This window comes from Tessaracoccus lapidicaptus (assembly GCF_001693815.1).
Classification (GTDB): Bacteria; Actinomycetota; Actinomycetes; order Propionibacteriales; family Propionibacteriaceae; genus Arachnia; species Arachnia lapidicapta.
The window spans coordinates 100932-117062 of sequence record NZ_MBQD01000025.1 but is presented as its reverse complement, the minus strand read 5'-3'; the positions used below and the strand labels follow the sequence as shown (position 1 = coordinate 117062).

Sequence of the window (16131 nt, the reverse complement as noted above, 5' to 3'; positions counted from 1 at the left end):
ACACACGGCCAATCGCCTTCTCAGGCGCCGATGACCTCGCTGAAGACGGCGGCGAGCCGGTTGGGGTCGTGCGTGGCCGACCCGTCGCGGGCGTGGACGTCCGCCGTCACGAGCTGGCCGCCGAGGGAGCGGACGTAGCTCTCGAGGTGGTGGTCGGAGTCGGCGAACCGGCTGTCGGCGATGACGACGTCGAGGTTCAGGCCGGGCGCATGCTCGGCGAGCAGTTCGATGTGCCGCGACGCGGAGAACCCGTCGGTCTCCTCCGCCGGCGCGATGTTGAGCACCAGGATGCGCTGGGCGGAGCTGTCCAGCACGGCGCGGGCCAGATCCGGCACCAGCAGGTGCGGGATGACGCTCGTGAACCAGGAGCCGGGGCCGAGCACGATGCTGTCGGCGTGCCGAACAGCGTCGAGGACGGCCGGATGCGCCGGGGGCCGGTCCGGGATGAGCCGCACCGCCTGGACGGTCGCCCGGGTCTTGGCCACCGTCGCCTGGCCCGACAGCGTGCACACCTCGTCGGGGGCGAAGGGGTCGAGGCCCAGCACGTCGGCCTCGATCTCCAGCGGCACGGCGCTCATCGGCAGGACGCGGCCGCGGGTGCGGAGGAGATCGCCCACCATGTCGAGGCCCTCGACGGGGTCGCCCAGCTGCTGCCAGAGGCCGGCGATGAGGAGGTTGCCGATGGCGTGGCCGCCGAGGGGGCCGTCGCCGCGGAAGCGGCCCTGGAGGACGCTGGCCCAGGTCCGGCCCACGTGGTCGTCGGAGCACAGCGCCGCGAGCGCCATGCGCAGGTCCCCGGGAGGGAGGATGTCGAACTCCTGCCGCAGCCGGCCCGACGACCCGCCGTCGTCGGCGACCGTGACGACGGCGGTCAGCCGGTCCGTCACGCGCCGCAGCGCGGTGAGCGAGGCCGCGAGGCCGTGCCCGCCGCCGAGCGCGACGACCCGCGGGAGTTCGTGCAGGCTCATTCCTTGCCCAGGTCCCGGTGCAGCACGGTGGTGGGGAAACCCTGCGCGCGCAGGCGGACGGCCAGCTCCTCGGCCATGGACGTGGAGCGGTGCTTGCCGCCGGTGCAGCCGATGGCGACGGTGACCTGGCGCTTGCCCTCGGACAGGTAGCCGGGCGCGACGCCGGTGAGCAGGTTCACCATGGCGTCCTGGAACTTCTGGGCCGCGTCGTGCTTGAGGACGTACTGCGCGACGTCCTTGCTCAGGCCGGACTTCGGCCGGAGCTCGGGGATCCAGTGCGGGTTGGGCAGGAACCGGACGTCGAAGACCATGTCGGCGTCGATCGGGACCCCGTTCTTGAAGCCGAAGGAGATCAGGGCGATCTTCAGCGCGTCGCTGGCCTCGTCGCCGAAGTGGTTGGCCACGCGCTGCGTCAGCTGCCGCGCCGAGAGGTAGGTGGTGTCGACGACGATGTCGGCGTCCGCGCGCAGGTCCGCCAGGAGCCGGCGTTCCCGCTCGATGCCCTCGATGAGGCGGTCGCCGCCCTGCAGCGGGAGCGGGCGCCGGTTGGACTCCTGCCGGCGGACGATGACGTCGTCGGCGGCCTCCAGGAACACCGTGGTGACCGTCGCACCTTCCGCCTTGAGCCGCGCGATGGCGTCGGGCAGCTGTTCGAACTGTTCGCGCGAGCGCACGTCGGCGACGACGGCGATCCGCGTCACCCCGAAACCGCGCAGGGTGGCGCCGAGCTCGGGGATCATGACGGGAGGGAGGTTGTCGACGACGTACCAGCCGAGGTCCTCCATCATGTGCGCCGCCGTGCGCCGTCCCGCGCCGGACATGCCGGTGATGAGGGCGAACTCTTGGGGTGCGTCGGTCATGCTGCCCAGCCTAGTGCCCGGCCCGGCTGGGGTCGGGTGAGCGTCGCGCGCGCCGGTCAGTCGTCGCCGGGGAGGCCGCGGGCGTGCAGCGCCTCGCCGGTGCGCTCCGCGTACGCCACCGCCCCCACGATCACGGGGGTCAGCAGCAGCGCCGGGTTGCGGTCGCGGCCCCGGGCGCGGGCGGCGTCGCGGGCGTCGTCGATCGAGCCGATGAGGTACGGCACCGAACGGATCATCAGCGCGACGGCGAGCGCCACCTGCCGCGGGTCGATCCGCACCCAGCGCAGCGGGCCGAGCGCGCGGCCGAGCGCGTCCATCAGTACCGGGGTCGAGGTCGTGAGCGTGAGCATCCGCGCGGCCAGGACGGCGACGAGGATGGTCCCGGACTGCACGACGGCCGCGGCCGGGTTGAACGAGACCAGGTGGTAGACGGCCATCACCAGCAGCAGGATCCACAGCACCCACCCGATCCGCAGCGCGCGCACCGGGCCGATGCCGGAGCTCCCCAGCAGCACCAGGACCGCGGCCAGCGCCGCGACCGTCACGCCCCAGTGCCCCCACACCAGCGGCGGCACCGTCACGAGGAGCAGAAGTAGGTACTTGAGGCCGACGGGGAAGCGGAACAGCCACCCCTGCCCCGGCTCGTAGAGGCCGAGCAGGGAGGAGTGGGCGTTCACACCAGAACCTCCTCGTAGGCCGCCAATGCGGCGGCGGGCTCCGCGTCGGCGATGACGCGGCCCTCGTGCAGCACCAGGACCCGGTCGGCGTCCGCCGCGACGTCCAGGTCGTGCGTGGAGTAGATCAGCTGCTGGTCGAGCGCGGCGAACGTGCGGCGCAGGGCGCGTCGGTTGCGGAGGTCCAGCAGCGTCGTCGGCTCGTCCGCGACCAGGATCGCGGGCTCGACGGCCAGCACGCTGGTCAGCGCGACCAGCTGCCGCTCGCCGCCGCTCAGGTCGTAGATGCTCTGGTGGGCCAGGTGCCCGAGCCCGCGTTCGTCCAGTAGCTCCTGCGCCCGGCGGGTCCGCTCCCGTTGGCCGCGGATCCGCGACCGCAGGCTGAGCTCGACGTCCTCGATGGGCGTCGACATGAGCAGCTGCGCCAACGGGTCGGTGAAGACGAAGCCGACCCGCGACCGCACGGCGCGCGGCTCCTTCACCGTGTCGTGCCCGTCGACGCTGACCGTCCCCGCGGTGGGCAGGCGAAGCCCGTTGAGCAGGCGCAGGAGCGTGGACTTGCCGGACCCGTTCGCCCCGACCAGGGCGATCCTCCGCTCCGCCAGGTCCAGGGTGATGTCGCGGAGCAGCACGCGGTCGGCGTCGCCCCGGCGCACGGCCGGGATGACGACGCTGACCCCGCGCAGGCTGATCATCGGCCGAGCAGCCTCGGGAACGCCTTGTGGACGGCGTAGGCCACCAGCGCCGCGACGATCCCCTTAAGGATGTCGCCGGGCCAGAACGCGAGGTCGCTCAGCCAGAGATCGCCGATCGGCTTGCCGACGGCGCGCGCGATCCCGGCGACGCCCAGCGGCCAGATGACGGCCACCCGCACGGCGAAGACGCCGAGGAACAGCCACAGCGGCGTCAGGCGGCTGAGGCCGCGCCGCACCACGAACTGCGCGATGAGGCCGGTGAGGAAGGCCGCGAGGACGAACGACAGCAGGTAACCGCCGGTGGGGCCGACGAGCACCGCGAGCCCTGCCTTGCCGCCCGAGAAGACGGGCAGACCGGCGAGGCCCACGAGCAGGTACAGGCCGACGGCGGCCGCGCCGCGCCACGCGCCCAGGCACAGCCCGGCGAGGGCCACGCCGAGGGTCTGCAGCGTGATCGGCACGCCGAGGCTGCCGACGGGGATGGGGGGCGTCAGCGCGAGGGCGGCGATGAGGGCGGCGAAGACGGCGACGTAGGCGAGGTCCGACGGGGCGAGGGATCGCGCCCGGACGGCGGGGGTGGTGGTGGTCATGGGGGTCTCCTCGTGAGCGGGGGTGCCACCATCCTGCCCCACGCCTTGAACACTGTTCAAATCGGGGGTCACGTCTCGGTCACCTCCCCCGTCGTCAGGTTGATGGCCTCTCCGCCGGTGCCCGCGACGGCGGCCTTGACGGTCGCCGCGAGCGTGGGGCCGAAGCCCGGCACGGCCGCGATCTCGTCGACGCTGGCCAGCCGCAGTTTGCGCAGGCTGCCGAAGTACGTGAGCAGGGCCTTGCGGCGGATGTTGCCCAGCCCAGGCACGTCGTCGAGGACGGACTCGACGACCTGCTTGGCCCGCCGCGCCCGGTGGTGGGTGATCGCGAAGCGGTGGGCCTCGTCGCGGAGCCGCTGCAGTAGATACAGCCCCTCGGAGGCGCGCGGCAGGATCAGCGGGTAGTCCTCGCCGGGCAGCCAGACCTCCTCCAGGCGCTTGGCCAGGCCGCACAGCGCGATCTCGCCGTCGAGGCCCGCCTCGCGCAGGACGGCCGCGGCGGCGTTGACCTGCGGCAGGCCGCCGTCGACGACGATGAGCGCCGGCGGGTACGCGAACTTCGCGGCCTCCCCCGTCGTGGGGTCGACGCGGAGATCCGCCGTCCGGTCGTCAATGAGGCGGCGCAGGCGGCGCTGCAGGACCTCGCTGATGGCGCCGACGTCGTTGGATCCCTCGACGGTCTTGATGATGAAGCGGCGGTATTCGCTCTTGCGCGGCAGCCCGTCTTCGAAGACCACCATGGAGCCCACCACCTCGGAGCCCATGGTGTGCGAGATGTCGTAGCACTCGATGCGCAGCGGGGGCTCGGCCAGCCCGAGGGCGTCGGCCACCTCGTCGAGCGCCGCGTTGCGGGTCGTGAGGTCCGAGGCGCGGCGCAGCTTGGCCTGGTCCAGGGCCATGCCGGCGTTCTTGACGGCGGTGTCCAGCAGGGCGCGCTTCTCGCCGCGCAGCGGGACCCGGATGCTGACGCGCGATCCGCGGCGGCGGCTGAGGTCCTCGACGAGCGTGTCCTCCGCCTCCACCGAGGTGAGGATGTGCGGCGGGATCTCCAGGTCGTCGGTGTAGACCTGTTCGAGGAACACCTCGAGGAGTTCGGTGAGCGGGCGCTCGTCGGCGCGGTCGGCGATCCAGCCGCGCTCCCCCAGGATGCGCCCGTCGACGACGTGGAACACCTGGACCGCCACCTGGTGGCCGTCGTCGGCGAACCCCACGACGTCGGCGCGGAGGCCGTCGCTGAGGACCACCGAGTTCTTCTCCTGCACGCGCTTGAGGGCACCCAGCGAGTCGCGCAGGACGGCGGCCCGTTCGAAGTTGAGGTCGGCCGACGCCTGGTACATCTCGCGCTCGATCCGGCCGATGATGCCCCCGGTGTTGCCGCTCATGAAGGCGCAGAAGTCCTCGGCGATCCCGCGGTGCTCGTCCGCGGTGACGCGGCCGACGCACGGGGCCGAGCACTTGCCGATGTCGCCCAGCAGACACGGGCGCCCCGACGACCGGGCCCGGTTGAAGACGCCCTGGGTGCAGGAGCGCATGGGGAACACGCGCAGCAGCAGGTCGACGGTCTCGCGGATGGCCCACGCCTGGCCGAAGGGGCCGAAGTAGCGCGTGCCGCGCTTCTTGGCCCCGCGTCCGACGAACACGCGCGGATACTCGTCGCTCATGGTGACGGCGAGCCAGGGGTAGGACTTGTCGTCGCGGTACTTGACGTTGAATCGCGGGTCGAACTGCTGGATCCACGTGTACTCGAGCTGCAGCGCCTCCAGCTCGTTGGCCACGACGGTCCACTCGACCTTGGCGGCGGTGCGGACCATGGTCTGGGTGCGGAAGTGCAGCGCCGACGGGTCGGCGAAGTAGGAGTTGAGGCGCTGGCGCAGGTTCTTGGCCTTGCCGACGTAGATGACGTTGCCGAACGAGTCGAAGAACCGGTAGACCCCGGGATCGGTGGGGATACTGCCCTGAGGCGGGCGGTAGCTCGCGGGGTCGGCCATGGGGCAAGCTTAGGCGCGCGGCTCCGAACCCTTCGTCACCACCCACGGCTCCAGAGACCGACGACCTGTCTCGTTTCGGGGGTGGCGCTTGGCATCTGGCCTTGTCCAAAAGATAGGGTAACCCCCATGGGGGATTGGGATGGATCAACCGTGGGCGGGGGCAAGCCACGGGGCTCGAACGTGATGAGCGCCCGCTTGTACCGTCTGCCCGCTGTCGTCCGGCGCCTCATCCTGATCGCCTGGGACGCCTTGGCCTGGATCCTCGGCATGGGGGTCTTCTTGTCCATGCGCAACGAGGCAGTCGCACCCGACCAGGCCCGCTGGGTGCTCATCTACACGATCACGGCAGTGGCGCTCCAGGTCATCGCCGGCCTCGGCACACAGCAGTATTTGGGGCGGAACCGGATCGGCAGCTTCATTGACGCCGCCAGCACGGGGTTCGTCGTCGGGGGCATCGCGCTCCTTGCCGGCACGGCCTTCGTCCTCGCGGCCGACGACTTCCCACTCAGGGCCGCCGTGGCGTTGCCGTGCCTCGCCCTGATCTTCATGGCAGCCGCCCGCCTGGCCTTCCGCGCGATCGTGGAGAGCCGGCCACGCAGCGCGGCCGCGAACGCCGTGCCCGCGGTGGTGTACGGCGCGGGCAACGCCGGCCACCAGGTGGCCACGCTCATGGATCTGGCGGAGGACGCGCCCTACCGCATCGTCGGTTTCGTCGACGACAACCGCGACAAGCGCAACCTGCGCGTCCGGCAGCACAAGGTGCTGGGCCTCGGCAAGGACATCGTCAGGGTGGCCAAGGAGCGGCAGGCCCAGGCCGTGATCCTCGCCATCTCCGCTGCCAGCCCTGACCTCATCCAGCGTCTCAGCACCGCCTGCGACGAGCACGGCCTAGACCTGATGGTCATTCCGCCGCTGCGGGAGATGGTGGGCGGCCAGGTCACCATGGGCTCGCTGCGCCAGCTCAACGTGGCCGACCTGCTGGGCCGCCGCCCCATCAAGACCGACCTGAGCGCCATCGCCGACTACATCACCGGCAAGGTGGTGCTCGTCACCGGCGCAGGCGGCTCCATCGGCTCGGAGCTCGCCGCCCAGGTGCACCGCCTCGGCCCCGCCAAGCTCATCCTGCTGGACCGCGACGAGTCCGCCCTGCACGGCGTGCAGCTCGAGCTATACGGCAACGGCCTCCTCGACACCGACGACATGGTGCTGTGTGACATCCGCGACGAGGACGCGCTTCGCCGGGTGTTCCTCCAACACCGCCCCCACGTGGTGTTCCACGCTGCCGCGCTCAAGCACCTGCCGATGCTGGAGCGCTTCCCCGAAGAGGGCTGGAAGACCAACGTGCTGGGCACCCGCAACGTGCTCCGGGCCGCGTACGCCGTGGGTGTGGAGCGCTTCGTGAACATCTCCACCGACAAGGCGGCCGCCGCCACGAGCGTCCTGGGCCGCACCAAGCGGCTCGCTGAGAGGCTCACCGCGTGGTACGCGACCGAGTACCAGGTGCCCTACCTCTCTGTGCGGTTCGGCAACGTGCTGGGCTCCCGCGGTTCGGTGCTGATCGCGTTCCGCAGCCAGATCGAGAAGGGCGGCCCGGTCACGGTTACCCACCCCGACGTCACGCGCTACTTCATGACCATCCCCGAGGCCTGCGAGCTGGTCATGCAGGCCGGCGCCATCGGCCGCCCCGGCGACGTGCTGGTGCTGGACATGGGCGAGCCCGTCAAGATCCTCGACGTGGCCAAGAGGATGATCGCCGAGTCGAAGAAGGACATCGAGATCCACTTCACTGGGCTGCGTGATGGCGAGAAGATGCACGAGGTGCTGTTCAGCGAGGTGGAGGCCGGCTCGCAGAGCGAGCACCCGCTGATCAGCGAGGTCCACGTTCCGGCACTGGATCCCGATGACCTCGCCTACGACAGCGAAGAGGGCATCTCCCAGATGCTGGACGCTGAGCCCACGGGCAACCCACTTTCCTCGACTTCTGCAAAGGTGAACTAGTGGCCGACCGCATCTACTTGTCCTCTCCGGACGTCACACAGGCTGAGGAAGACGCGCTGGTCCGCGCCATCCGCTCGGGGTGGGTCGCTCCCCTCGGCCCCGAGGTCGACGCGTTCGAGGAGGAACTCGCGGCCTACACGGGGCGCAAGTACGCGGTCGCGCTGTCCTCCGGCACCGCCGCACTGCACCTGGCCCTGCTAAACCTCGGTGTCGGTCCGGGCGACCTGGTCCTCACCTCCAGCCTCACCTTCGCGGCGACGGCGAACTCCATCGTCTACACCGGTGCCGAGCCCGTGTTCATCGACGCCGACGAGACCGGCAACATGAACCCCGACCTCCTCGAAGAGGCGTTCGACACGTTGGCGAAAGAGGGCCGCACCGTCAAGGCCGTGGTCCCGGTCGACCTGCTCGGCAAGGTGGTCAACCACGAGCGCATCGACGCCATCGCTGCGGCACACGGCGTCCCGGTGCTGTCCGACGCCGCAGAGTCCCTCGGTGCCACCCGCAACGGCCGATCCGCCGGCGCGTTCGGCGTGGCGGCGGCGATCTCCTTCAACGGCAACAAGATCATGACGACCTCCGGCGGCGGCGCGCTCCTCACCGACGATGAGGAGTTCGCCAAGCACACCCGCTACCTCGCCACCCAGGCCCGTCAGCCGGTGGTGCACTACGAGCACACCGACATCGGCTACAACTACCGGATGTCCAACATCCTCGCCGCGCTGGGCCGCGCCCAGCTCTCGCGCTTGGACGAGATGATCGAGCGGCGCCGCCAGCACCGGCTCGCCTACCGCGAGCTGTTCGCGGACGTGTCCGGAGTCACCATCTTCGGCGAACCGTCCGGAGCCGATGGCGGCGATACCCGCGACAACTTCTGGCTTACCTCCATACTTGTGGACCCTGCCGAGGCAGGCTTCTCAGCCGCCGCCATGCAGGCTGCACTGGCTGAGCGCAACATCGAGTCGCGGCCCCTGTGGAAGCCGATGCATCTCCAGCCGGTCTATTCCTCCGCCAGGGCCTCTACGGACGGTTCGGCCGAGGAGCTGTTCCACCGCGGTCTGTCTCTCCCCAGTGGATCGGTCCTTGACGAGGCGCACATGGCTCGTGTCCGTGAGGCAATCGGTCAGTTCTTGGACGGTGCGGATGCCGCAGCATAGATCGCGGCCCTACGACAGCGTAAAGCGCGGCCTCGACATCACCGCCGGCGCTGTTGGCCTCATTGTCACCGCCCCGCTGCAAATGGCCGTCGGTGCGCTGGTGCTAATCAAGCATGGACGTCCGGTGCTATTCAGGCAGCAGAGACCGGGGCTGAACGGCGAGATCTTCGAGCTCGCGAAGTTCAGGTCCATGAGGCATCCGGACGCTGATCACGTCACGGACGAGCAACGTCTCACCCCGTTCGGCAGGGCACTCCGGGCCACGAGCCTCGACGAACTGCCAACGTTGTGGAACGTCCTCAAGGGCGACATGAGCCTTGTCGGCCCAAGGCCGCTCCTGGTCAAGTACCTCCCGCTCTACAGCGAAGAGCAGGCCCGCCGGCACGAGGTGCGACCAGGCATCACAGGACTCGCGCAGGCGTCAGGACGGAATGCGCTCACTTGGGAGGAGAAGTTCAAGATGGACGTCGACTACGTGGACCGCCGGAGCCTCGCTCTGGACCTGAAGATTCTCGTGAGGACCGCGCTGGCCGTGCTGAAGCGTGACGGGATAAGCGAGGAAGGCCAAGCGACCATGACCGAGTTCAAGGGAACGGCAACTACGGGTGGCGCAGATGCGTGAGAAGGTGGTGGTTGTGGGAGCGTCTGGGTTCGGCCGCGAAGCACTCGACACATTGGACGCCATGATCGCAAACGGCACAGATCTTGAGGTTCTGGGCGTAGTCGACGACAACCCATCCGAGGTGAATCAGGACCGGCTGGAAGCACGCGGCGTTCAATACCTTGGCACGATCAGCGCCTGGCTTGAGACGGCGCCAAGCGCGCGCTTCGTCCTAGGCATCGGCTCTCCCTCAGTTAGGCGACGTCTGGTGGAACTGCTCGAGTCGGCTGGCCTCCTCGCGTACACCGCTGTCCATCCGACGGCCACAGTTGGGGCGGCAGCTCAGCTGGGTGCGGGTGCTGTGGTCTGCGCGGGAGCGGTCGTCTCGACAAACGTGCGCACTGGACAGCATGTGCACATCAACCCGAACGCCACCGTGGGCCATGATGCGATCCTCGGGGACTACGTGTCCGTGAATCCCGCCGCCGTCCTGTCGGGGGAGGTCTTCATCGGGGAGGAAGTCCTAGTGGGCGCTTCTGCAACCGTACTTCAGCAGCTCTCGGTCGGGGCTCGTTCCGTCGTTGGTGCGGCAGCACTCGTGACGAGGAACGTCCCTACCGATGTTGTCGTGAAGGGCGTTCCTGCCCGATGGTGACGGATGCGCCGAAGAGACGGAAGCGCGTGGTGCATGGGGTCACGGTCGGCGCAAGCACCCACGGCCTTGGGCGGGGACGGCTCTGTCGGCAATCGGCGCGCGCACGACGGGCTGGCGGCAGCTGCCCTGCCTCTGAGCCGGAACCTCTCGCAGCCCGCCACCCTGAGTTTCCCAGTGCGCCGAACAATGCTGCACCCGCCAACGCTTCCACCCCGACGCTTGTCACAGAGGAGTTTGCCCAGTGATTCGACACGGCCTCCACGTCTGGTTCGTCAATCACCACGCCGTTATCCCGTCGAAGGACGGGCAAAGCGGCCGTCATCTCAATTTTGCACTGAACCTGCCTGAACCATGGACTGCCTCGCTTGTAATTGCCAGCACCAGGCATAGTGACGGCACACAGCAGATGAACTCAATTGCGATTCGAAAGCTACAAACAGAAGCCGGAGTACCCACCCTCTGGATCCGAACGAACGCTTACCACGGCAACTTGCTTTTGCGATTCCTAGGGATGCTACTGTTTGCAGCCTTGCTGCTACTGCCAGGAATGACACGCGGATTGCCTCGCCCCGACGTGATCGTCGGCAGCACGGTGCATCCACTGGCAGCTTGGGCAGGCGGAAGGCTGGCGAAGCGCTTCGGCGTACCGTTTGTGTATGAGATTCGCGATGTGTGGCCCGAGAGTCTCGTAGATCTTGGAGCAGTAAGGGATGGCGGGCTTGTGGCTCGGGTTCTCACTGCCTTGAGTCGGCGACTCACCGCGCAGGCGGAACTGGTAGTCTCGCCACTTCCGTTTGCTGACCGACACATAAGAGAGCTCGGCTTTGAGCGGGATTTCCTGTGGGTACCCAATGGATTCCCTGCTCCCCAGAGGCTAAGCGAGCCGGCGCAGGCAGCTTCCGGCCCCTTCACGTTCATGTACCTTGGAGCTCACGGCCAGGCCAATGGGCTGGAGGACATTCTGCACGCATTCGAACTCGCCTGCGAGATGCGGCCAGACCTCGACTTGGCCCTAAGATTTGTGGGGGACGGGCCGCGGAAAGCTGAGCTGAGGGAATTGGCTCAGGGCTCGAAGCACCGAGCGAGAGTACACTTCGAGGCTCGTATACCTCAAGAACAAGTCATCGCTCGCGCTAGCTGTGCGGACAGCCTGGTCGTTACTCTCTTAGACCTCCCCGTTTATCGATTCGGTGTCAGTCTTAACAAGTTCGCCATGTACATGGCCTCCGGCCGACCCACCGTGGTAGCCTCAAGTGCTCCGAACAATCCCTTGGAGGACGCGGGCGCGGGAATTTGTGTTGAGAGCGGATCTCCAGCCGCATTCGCGAAGGCCCTGATTCAGATGGCAACACTCCCGCCAACTGAACGGCACGCCATGGGCAGGCGGGGATACAACGAAGTTGTCACGAATTACTCTTACACGGCGCTCGCCGCCAAACTCGCGACCGCATTCGAGAGACTTTTGAATTCGCCAATAGGAGAAGACATAGGGGCTCAGCGCCATGGACAGATCCCCGTCACCCAGGATTCAGCGAAACCGCGCCTTGCCGAACCTCCCCGTTCTTGCGGTCCCACACTCCACTGCTAGTGGAGCCTCATTATCAGGAACTGCGACTTTGCACCAAGGATCAGTCAGGACTCCTCTCATACCCAAGCATAGCCCTGCCCTCGATACGCATGCTGGGATTCGGACGCCTCTCGCACTGCTGGTGATCACCCTGTACGCAGGTACAATGAGCACCTCTCGGATATTCGACATCGATTTTGATCTTGAGTTGCGTTGGCCCTTGCTAGGCGTGTCCCTGGTTGCAGCGGTGCTGCCGCTCTCGACTTCGCCGAAGCCGAACCCCCCCGATCGTCGCCTGTACACATTCTTGGTTTTGCATCTGCTGTGGCTCGCAACGCTGGCTGCTTCTGCAGCTTGGGGCATCGACGCCACGTTCGCAGCCCCCTATTTGGCCGACATCTGCTTCCTCCTCACTGCGGCAGCGCTTGCCTTACCTTTGGCAGCCCGGGCAAAACCTTCGGACCTTGACTTCTTGGCACATCTCGTTGTTGCCATGGCGGCCCTGTTTATGTCCACCGCCCTAGCAGTTGGACCTGGCGAATCCGGTCGATACGCAGCTTTCGGCGGCGGTCCCAATGTTTTCGTCCGGATCATGGGAATCGGGCTACTCTTTTCGGTTCACCTCGCCCTGAGCAGGCGTCGCTGGCTCTGGTTCTGTCTTGTTCCCACCTTCTTCTACGGAATGCTCCTATCTGGGAGCCGTGGCGGTGTCGTCTCGATTGTCGCGGTCCTGGGTCTTGCCCTTCTCTTGAAGCTCACCAGCCCGCGCGCACTCGTGCGCCTCATCGCCTCGGGCGCTCTTCTGATTGCTTGTATGGCCGTCCTGATCGAGAGCGTTCCCGGTCTATCCGAATGGTTCGACGCACGCTTCGTCGACACACTACTAGGGGATGAAATTTACACGTCTGGCCGGGATTTGCTTTATCAAGACGGGTTGAAGATTTTCCTTGATAATCCTTTCCTGGGTGGCGGATTATCCGATTTCCCCCGTCGGCATTCGGGTGGCTATCCCCATAATCTTTTCATTGAGACAGGCGCTGCCTCTGGCTTGGTTGGCCTCGCACCGCTCTTCCTATCAATCGCTGTGGTGATGTGGGTCGCCGTCACGAGCAGGCCTCTAGCGAACGATCGCCTCATTCTCCTTCTAGCCGGATTCTTGATCCTCGCAGGGTCGCAGTTCTCCGGATCGTACTTTGACTCGAGATTCGCTTGGTTCTTCTTTATCCTGTTTCTAGCCTGGCGATCTCCGGCGGATACACTCAGAACTGCAGCAGGGGTGCAAACCTGATGGGCAACCTAAGTGGCCTCTTGCGCTCTCGAGCGGCAGTGCTCGTGATTGCACAGCTCACCGCCGCGGCCGGGGGGCTCTTCGTGAATCTACTGTCCACGCAAGGGCTAGCGCCCGATGCTCGCGGCGAAATGGCTTTGTTCATCCAGGCCGCGTACGTGGTACAGTCACTGGCAATGCTGGGTCGCGACCGCTCCTATCTTGTGGGCGGCCCCCTCGCAAGTAATGCTTCGATCCCGCGCTCCTTCTTGAGCTCAAATCGCGCCGCCTTAGTTCTGCTGATGCTAGCCGGAATGGCGCTCCTGACCCTTTCTCACACAGCGGACGGGCGCTGGTATCGGCTGGCCGCACTATCGCTCTTCTTTGCATGCACTGGGATCTTTGGTTACGCGCTGCGCACGGCCTATATACTCGGATCACGCGGAGCTGGACGCATCTATGGATTGTCCACAGTATCGCTTCAAGCTGTCATTGTCACCAGCGCCGCGGTGCTATTCACACTCGGGGTCAATGACATCACTGCATGGATCGCGCTTTACCCCGCTAGCGGGTTAGTCAACGTCTTTGCCACCATCTTCATGATCAAAGCCTCCTCACCGACGCATATTTCTTCCCTACCGCTGAGGCGATCCCTTGCACGTGAGGGGTGGCGTCTGCTACCCCTGAACGTGATGACCGTGTTCCTCCAGAAGGCCGATCGACTTTTGCTGCCGTTGCTTGCCACAGCGGCGGAACTGGGGCGTTATGCGTTCGTGAGTTCGATCATGGAGCTCGTGGTGTGGCCGGTATCGCAATGGCTCGACACGCAACTTCGTCGCTGGCGAGATGTGTCAGGCTCTTTGTCGCGCAGAAGCGTGAGCCGGCTCTTGCTCAGAGTGCTTCTCGCTGCGACTGCTTTCGCGAGCGCTACCGGGGTCCTAGCCCTTCTGTACATCACTTTGGTCCTCCCGTCCGACTACGCCCCTGCCAGGCTCCTGATACTGCCCTTGGGCCTGTACGGGGTGCTCAAGGTACTTTCGCGGGTATTCGTGGCAGTTCAAGTCGCCCGCATGCGCTCCGCAGCCGCTACGGCCATCGAGCTGTCGGGGCTCCTTGCCTCTGTGGCGTTGTTCTTTGTACTCACGCCGACGCACGGGGCTATTGGGACGGCGCTGAGTATGGTTGCAGGGGGTGCGGCCTCGCTGGGAGTGGCCTCTTTGCTAAGCCTCAACTTCCGACAGAAGAAGGCCGGTTAGTCGCTTTACGTCGAGAGCTGCTGATGATGCATGGATCCGGCGTATTGACCCTGTGACCAACGTTCTCGGGGGACTGTCGGCTCGTGGTCGGTGAATCCGCTGAGAGGCCACTCTGTCGAGGAACCCAAGCTCCAAGGCGGGGGCTGATGTGGAATTCCGGCTCGGCTTTCGAGGGCAGTCACGATAGCAACCATCCTTCGGTCCTTTGATCGCCGATGGCCGCAAACGTGGACACCTTCCTCTCACGATTAGCACTGGGCTCGCGCTGCAACGGGCCGGCGAGGAACCGAGATTTGTCTCCGGGTGGGTACAGTCGGGCGTCGTATCAGCCCCTCAGGTGGACGTCAAACAGGCTGCACCTTCGTGGGCGTGTAGTACCCGTAGGAATCTGCGCGCAAAGAGGGCACGTCGTTGAGCACCACCCCGAGAAGCGTGGCGTCGGCGGACTCCAGTGCGCTCAGAGCGGTGGCTAGCTGTTGGCGGCGGACGGAGCCCGAGCGTGAGACCACGACGGCTCCGCCGGTCTGCGCGGCGAGGATGACGGCGTCGGTCACCGGCAGGAGGGGCGGTGCGTCCAGCAGCACGTAGTCGTACTGGCGCTCCACGGTGGCCAGGAGATGCTGCATCGCCTCTGACCCGAGCAGTTCGGAGGGGTTCGGAGGAACCGTCCCCGCAGGGAGGACAGAGAGATGGCCGGGTGGCATGGCGATGATGAGGTCGTGCAGTGAGCCGCGGCCGGTGAGCACGTCCGAGAGTCCGAGTTCGCTGTCAATTCTCAGCCGCTCCCCCACCGCCGGCCGGCGGAGATCCGCGTCGATGAGGAGCACCCGCTCGCCGGCCAGCGCCAACACGCGTGCCAAGTTGGTGGCGGTCTCAGTCTTGCCCTCTGAATCCACAGACGACGTGATGACCATTGAAGAACGGCGCTCGCCGCCCAGGCCCACGAAGCCGATGCTGGTTCGCAGTTTGCGGTAGGCCTCGGCGCTGGCCCACTGAACGCCGCCGCCCGCGGTGGCGGCTCGGTTGGCCACATGGGAGGGTTCGTGGTGCTCGATGGCAGCGAGGACGGGCGCGTCCGTAAGATCCGCCACGTCTTCCGTCGTCCGCACGCGAGTGTCGAGCACGGTGCGCAGCACGGCCTGGCCGAAGCCGAGGAGCAGTCCAAGGAGGCCGCCCAGCGCCAGGTTCATGCCCGGGAGCGGCGCTGAAGGAGACTCGGGCACCACGGCCTGGTCAATGATCGTGGCGCTCACTAGGCGGTTGCCGTCGGGGCCGGGGGGCGCGAGTTCCTCGGTGGACCGCTGCAGGCTCGCTGCTACGGCGTTGGCGAGATCCGCCGATCGCTGGGCCGACTCGTCGTCGGCGGACACCTTGATGATGGAAGTCGCTGAAGGGGACGAGACGCTGAGCTTCTCCGCGAGCTCCTTGACCGAGAGGTCGAGGACCAACTCATCGATGACGGGCTGCAGGACCATGGCCGAGGTGGCGACGGAGATGAACGAACCCACCTGGCGCTCGGCGTAGGTGGCGCCCTGGGACAGCTCGCCGGCAGTGCCGCCGCTCTCCACAGAGATGAACACCGACGAGGTGGCGGTGTAAGTGGGGCTCTGCAGCACAGTGAAGCCGGCTGCCAGGGCGATGCACAGGAACACCGTTGCCAGCGTGCTCCTCCAGTATCGGCGAACGATCTGCAGGTACTGCTGCAACTCCATCAAAATCCTGTCCGGCCAGGGCACTCCGGATGGCTCCAGAGGCTCATGTGTCGATTCTCACGGGATGTTAGTGCGGCGACGGGTCACCCCGAGCCCTACCCTAACCCGAAGTGCCCTGAGGAGCCGATTCGCGGCCACCGCGT

The 16131-nt window shown here is 66.7% G+C and carries 13 protein-coding genes and 1 pseudogene; 7 read left to right on the top strand and 7 right to left on the bottom strand.

Features of this window, described 5'->3' with window-relative positions; all coding sequences use genetic code 11:
- Nucleotides 1–20: 20 nt before the first annotated feature.
- From BCR15_RS12285 to uvrC, 6 genes and pseudogenes are all read right to left on the bottom strand, one after another.
- Entirely contained in the window at nucleotides 21–968 is a 948-nt protein-coding gene (locus tag BCR15_RS12285; protein WP_068752504.1) for a gluconeogenesis factor YvcK family protein, read from the bottom strand.
- A pseudogene (gene rapZ / locus BCR15_RS12280) lies at nucleotides 965–1820 on the bottom strand (RNase adapter RapZ); the annotation flags it as partial. The pseudogene rapZ and the gene BCR15_RS12285, both read right to left, overlap by 4 nt.
- A gap of 64 nt (nucleotides 1821–1884) precedes the next feature.
- Nucleotides 1885–2505 carry a CbiQ family ECF transporter T component gene (locus BCR15_RS12275; protein ID WP_068752503.1) on the bottom strand — a complete coding sequence of 207 codons (621 nt, stop codon included), beginning with the start codon at nucleotides 2503–2505 and terminating at the stop codon, nucleotides 1885–1887.
- Entirely contained in the window at nucleotides 2502–3197 is a 696-nt protein-coding gene (locus BCR15_RS12270) for an energy-coupling factor ABC transporter ATP-binding protein (protein ID WP_068752502.1), read from the bottom strand. Before BCR15_RS12270 ends, BCR15_RS12275 begins: the two co-directional genes overlap by 4 nt.
- The gene (locus tag BCR15_RS12265; protein WP_068752501.1) at nucleotides 3194–3787 is read right to left on the bottom strand and encodes a biotin transporter BioY; all 594 of its coding nucleotides are present in this window, start codon (nucleotides 3785–3787) and stop codon (nucleotides 3194–3196) included. The genes BCR15_RS12270 and BCR15_RS12265 overlap by 4 nt, the downstream gene beginning before the upstream one ends.
- Before the next feature lie 68 nt (nucleotides 3788–3855).
- On the bottom strand, nucleotides 3856–5775 hold the full coding sequence (gene uvrC / locus BCR15_RS12260) for an excinuclease ABC subunit UvrC (protein WP_068752500.1): 1920 nt from the start codon (nucleotides 5773–5775) through the stop codon (nucleotides 3856–3858).
- A gap of 183 nt (nucleotides 5776–5958) precedes the next feature.
- Here uvrC and BCR15_RS12255 point away from each other — a divergent pair, with 183 nt between their 5' ends.
- The 7 genes from BCR15_RS12255 to BCR15_RS14750 all read left to right on the top strand — a co-directional run bounded on the left by BCR15_RS12255 (nucleotide 5959) and on the right by BCR15_RS14750 (nucleotide 14276).
- Nucleotides 5959–7773, top strand: coding sequence for a polysaccharide biosynthesis protein (locus tag BCR15_RS12255; protein ID WP_068752587.1), 1815 nt, complete (start codon nucleotides 5959–5961; stop codon nucleotides 7771–7773).
- The gene (locus BCR15_RS12250) at nucleotides 7773–8930 is read left to right on the top strand and encodes a DegT/DnrJ/EryC1/StrS family aminotransferase (protein WP_068752499.1); all 1158 of its coding nucleotides are present in this window, start codon (nucleotides 7773–7775) and stop codon (nucleotides 8928–8930) included. The genes BCR15_RS12255 and BCR15_RS12250 overlap by 1 nt, the downstream gene beginning before the upstream one ends.
- Complete coding sequence (locus BCR15_RS12245; protein ID WP_068752498.1) at nucleotides 8917–9552, top strand: sugar transferase; 636 nt, start codon at nucleotides 8917–8919, stop codon at nucleotides 9550–9552. The genes BCR15_RS12250 and BCR15_RS12245 overlap by 14 nt, the downstream gene beginning before the upstream one ends.
- A complete protein-coding gene (locus BCR15_RS12240; protein ID WP_068752586.1) occupies nucleotides 9545–10186 on the top strand; it encodes an acetyltransferase in 642 nt (213 codons plus the stop codon). The genes BCR15_RS12245 and BCR15_RS12240 overlap by 8 nt, the downstream gene beginning before the upstream one ends.
- A 406-nt stretch (nucleotides 10187–10592) precedes the next feature.
- On the top strand, nucleotides 10593–11774 hold the full coding sequence (locus BCR15_RS15510; RefSeq protein WP_083196613.1) for a glycosyltransferase family 4 protein: 1182 nt from the start codon (nucleotides 10593–10595) through the stop codon (nucleotides 11772–11774).
- 145 nt (nucleotides 11775–11919) lie between these two features.
- Nucleotides 11920–13041, top strand: coding sequence for an O-antigen ligase family protein (locus BCR15_RS14450; protein ID WP_176715246.1), 1122 nt, complete (start codon nucleotides 11920–11922; stop codon nucleotides 13039–13041).
- A 44-nt stretch (nucleotides 13042–13085) separates the two neighbouring features.
- Complete coding sequence (locus BCR15_RS14750; RefSeq protein ID WP_141680130.1) at nucleotides 13086–14276, top strand: polysaccharide biosynthesis protein; 1191 nt, start codon at nucleotides 13086–13088, stop codon at nucleotides 14274–14276.
- Nucleotides 14277–14620: 344 nt separating this feature from the next.
- Here the strand turns inward: BCR15_RS14750 and BCR15_RS12230 are convergent, their stop codons facing one another.
- A complete protein-coding gene (locus BCR15_RS12230; protein WP_083196611.1) occupies nucleotides 14621–15988 on the bottom strand; it encodes a tyrosine-protein kinase domain-containing protein in 1368 nt (455 codons plus the stop codon).
- Between the last annotated feature and the right edge of the window lie 143 nt (nucleotides 15989–16131).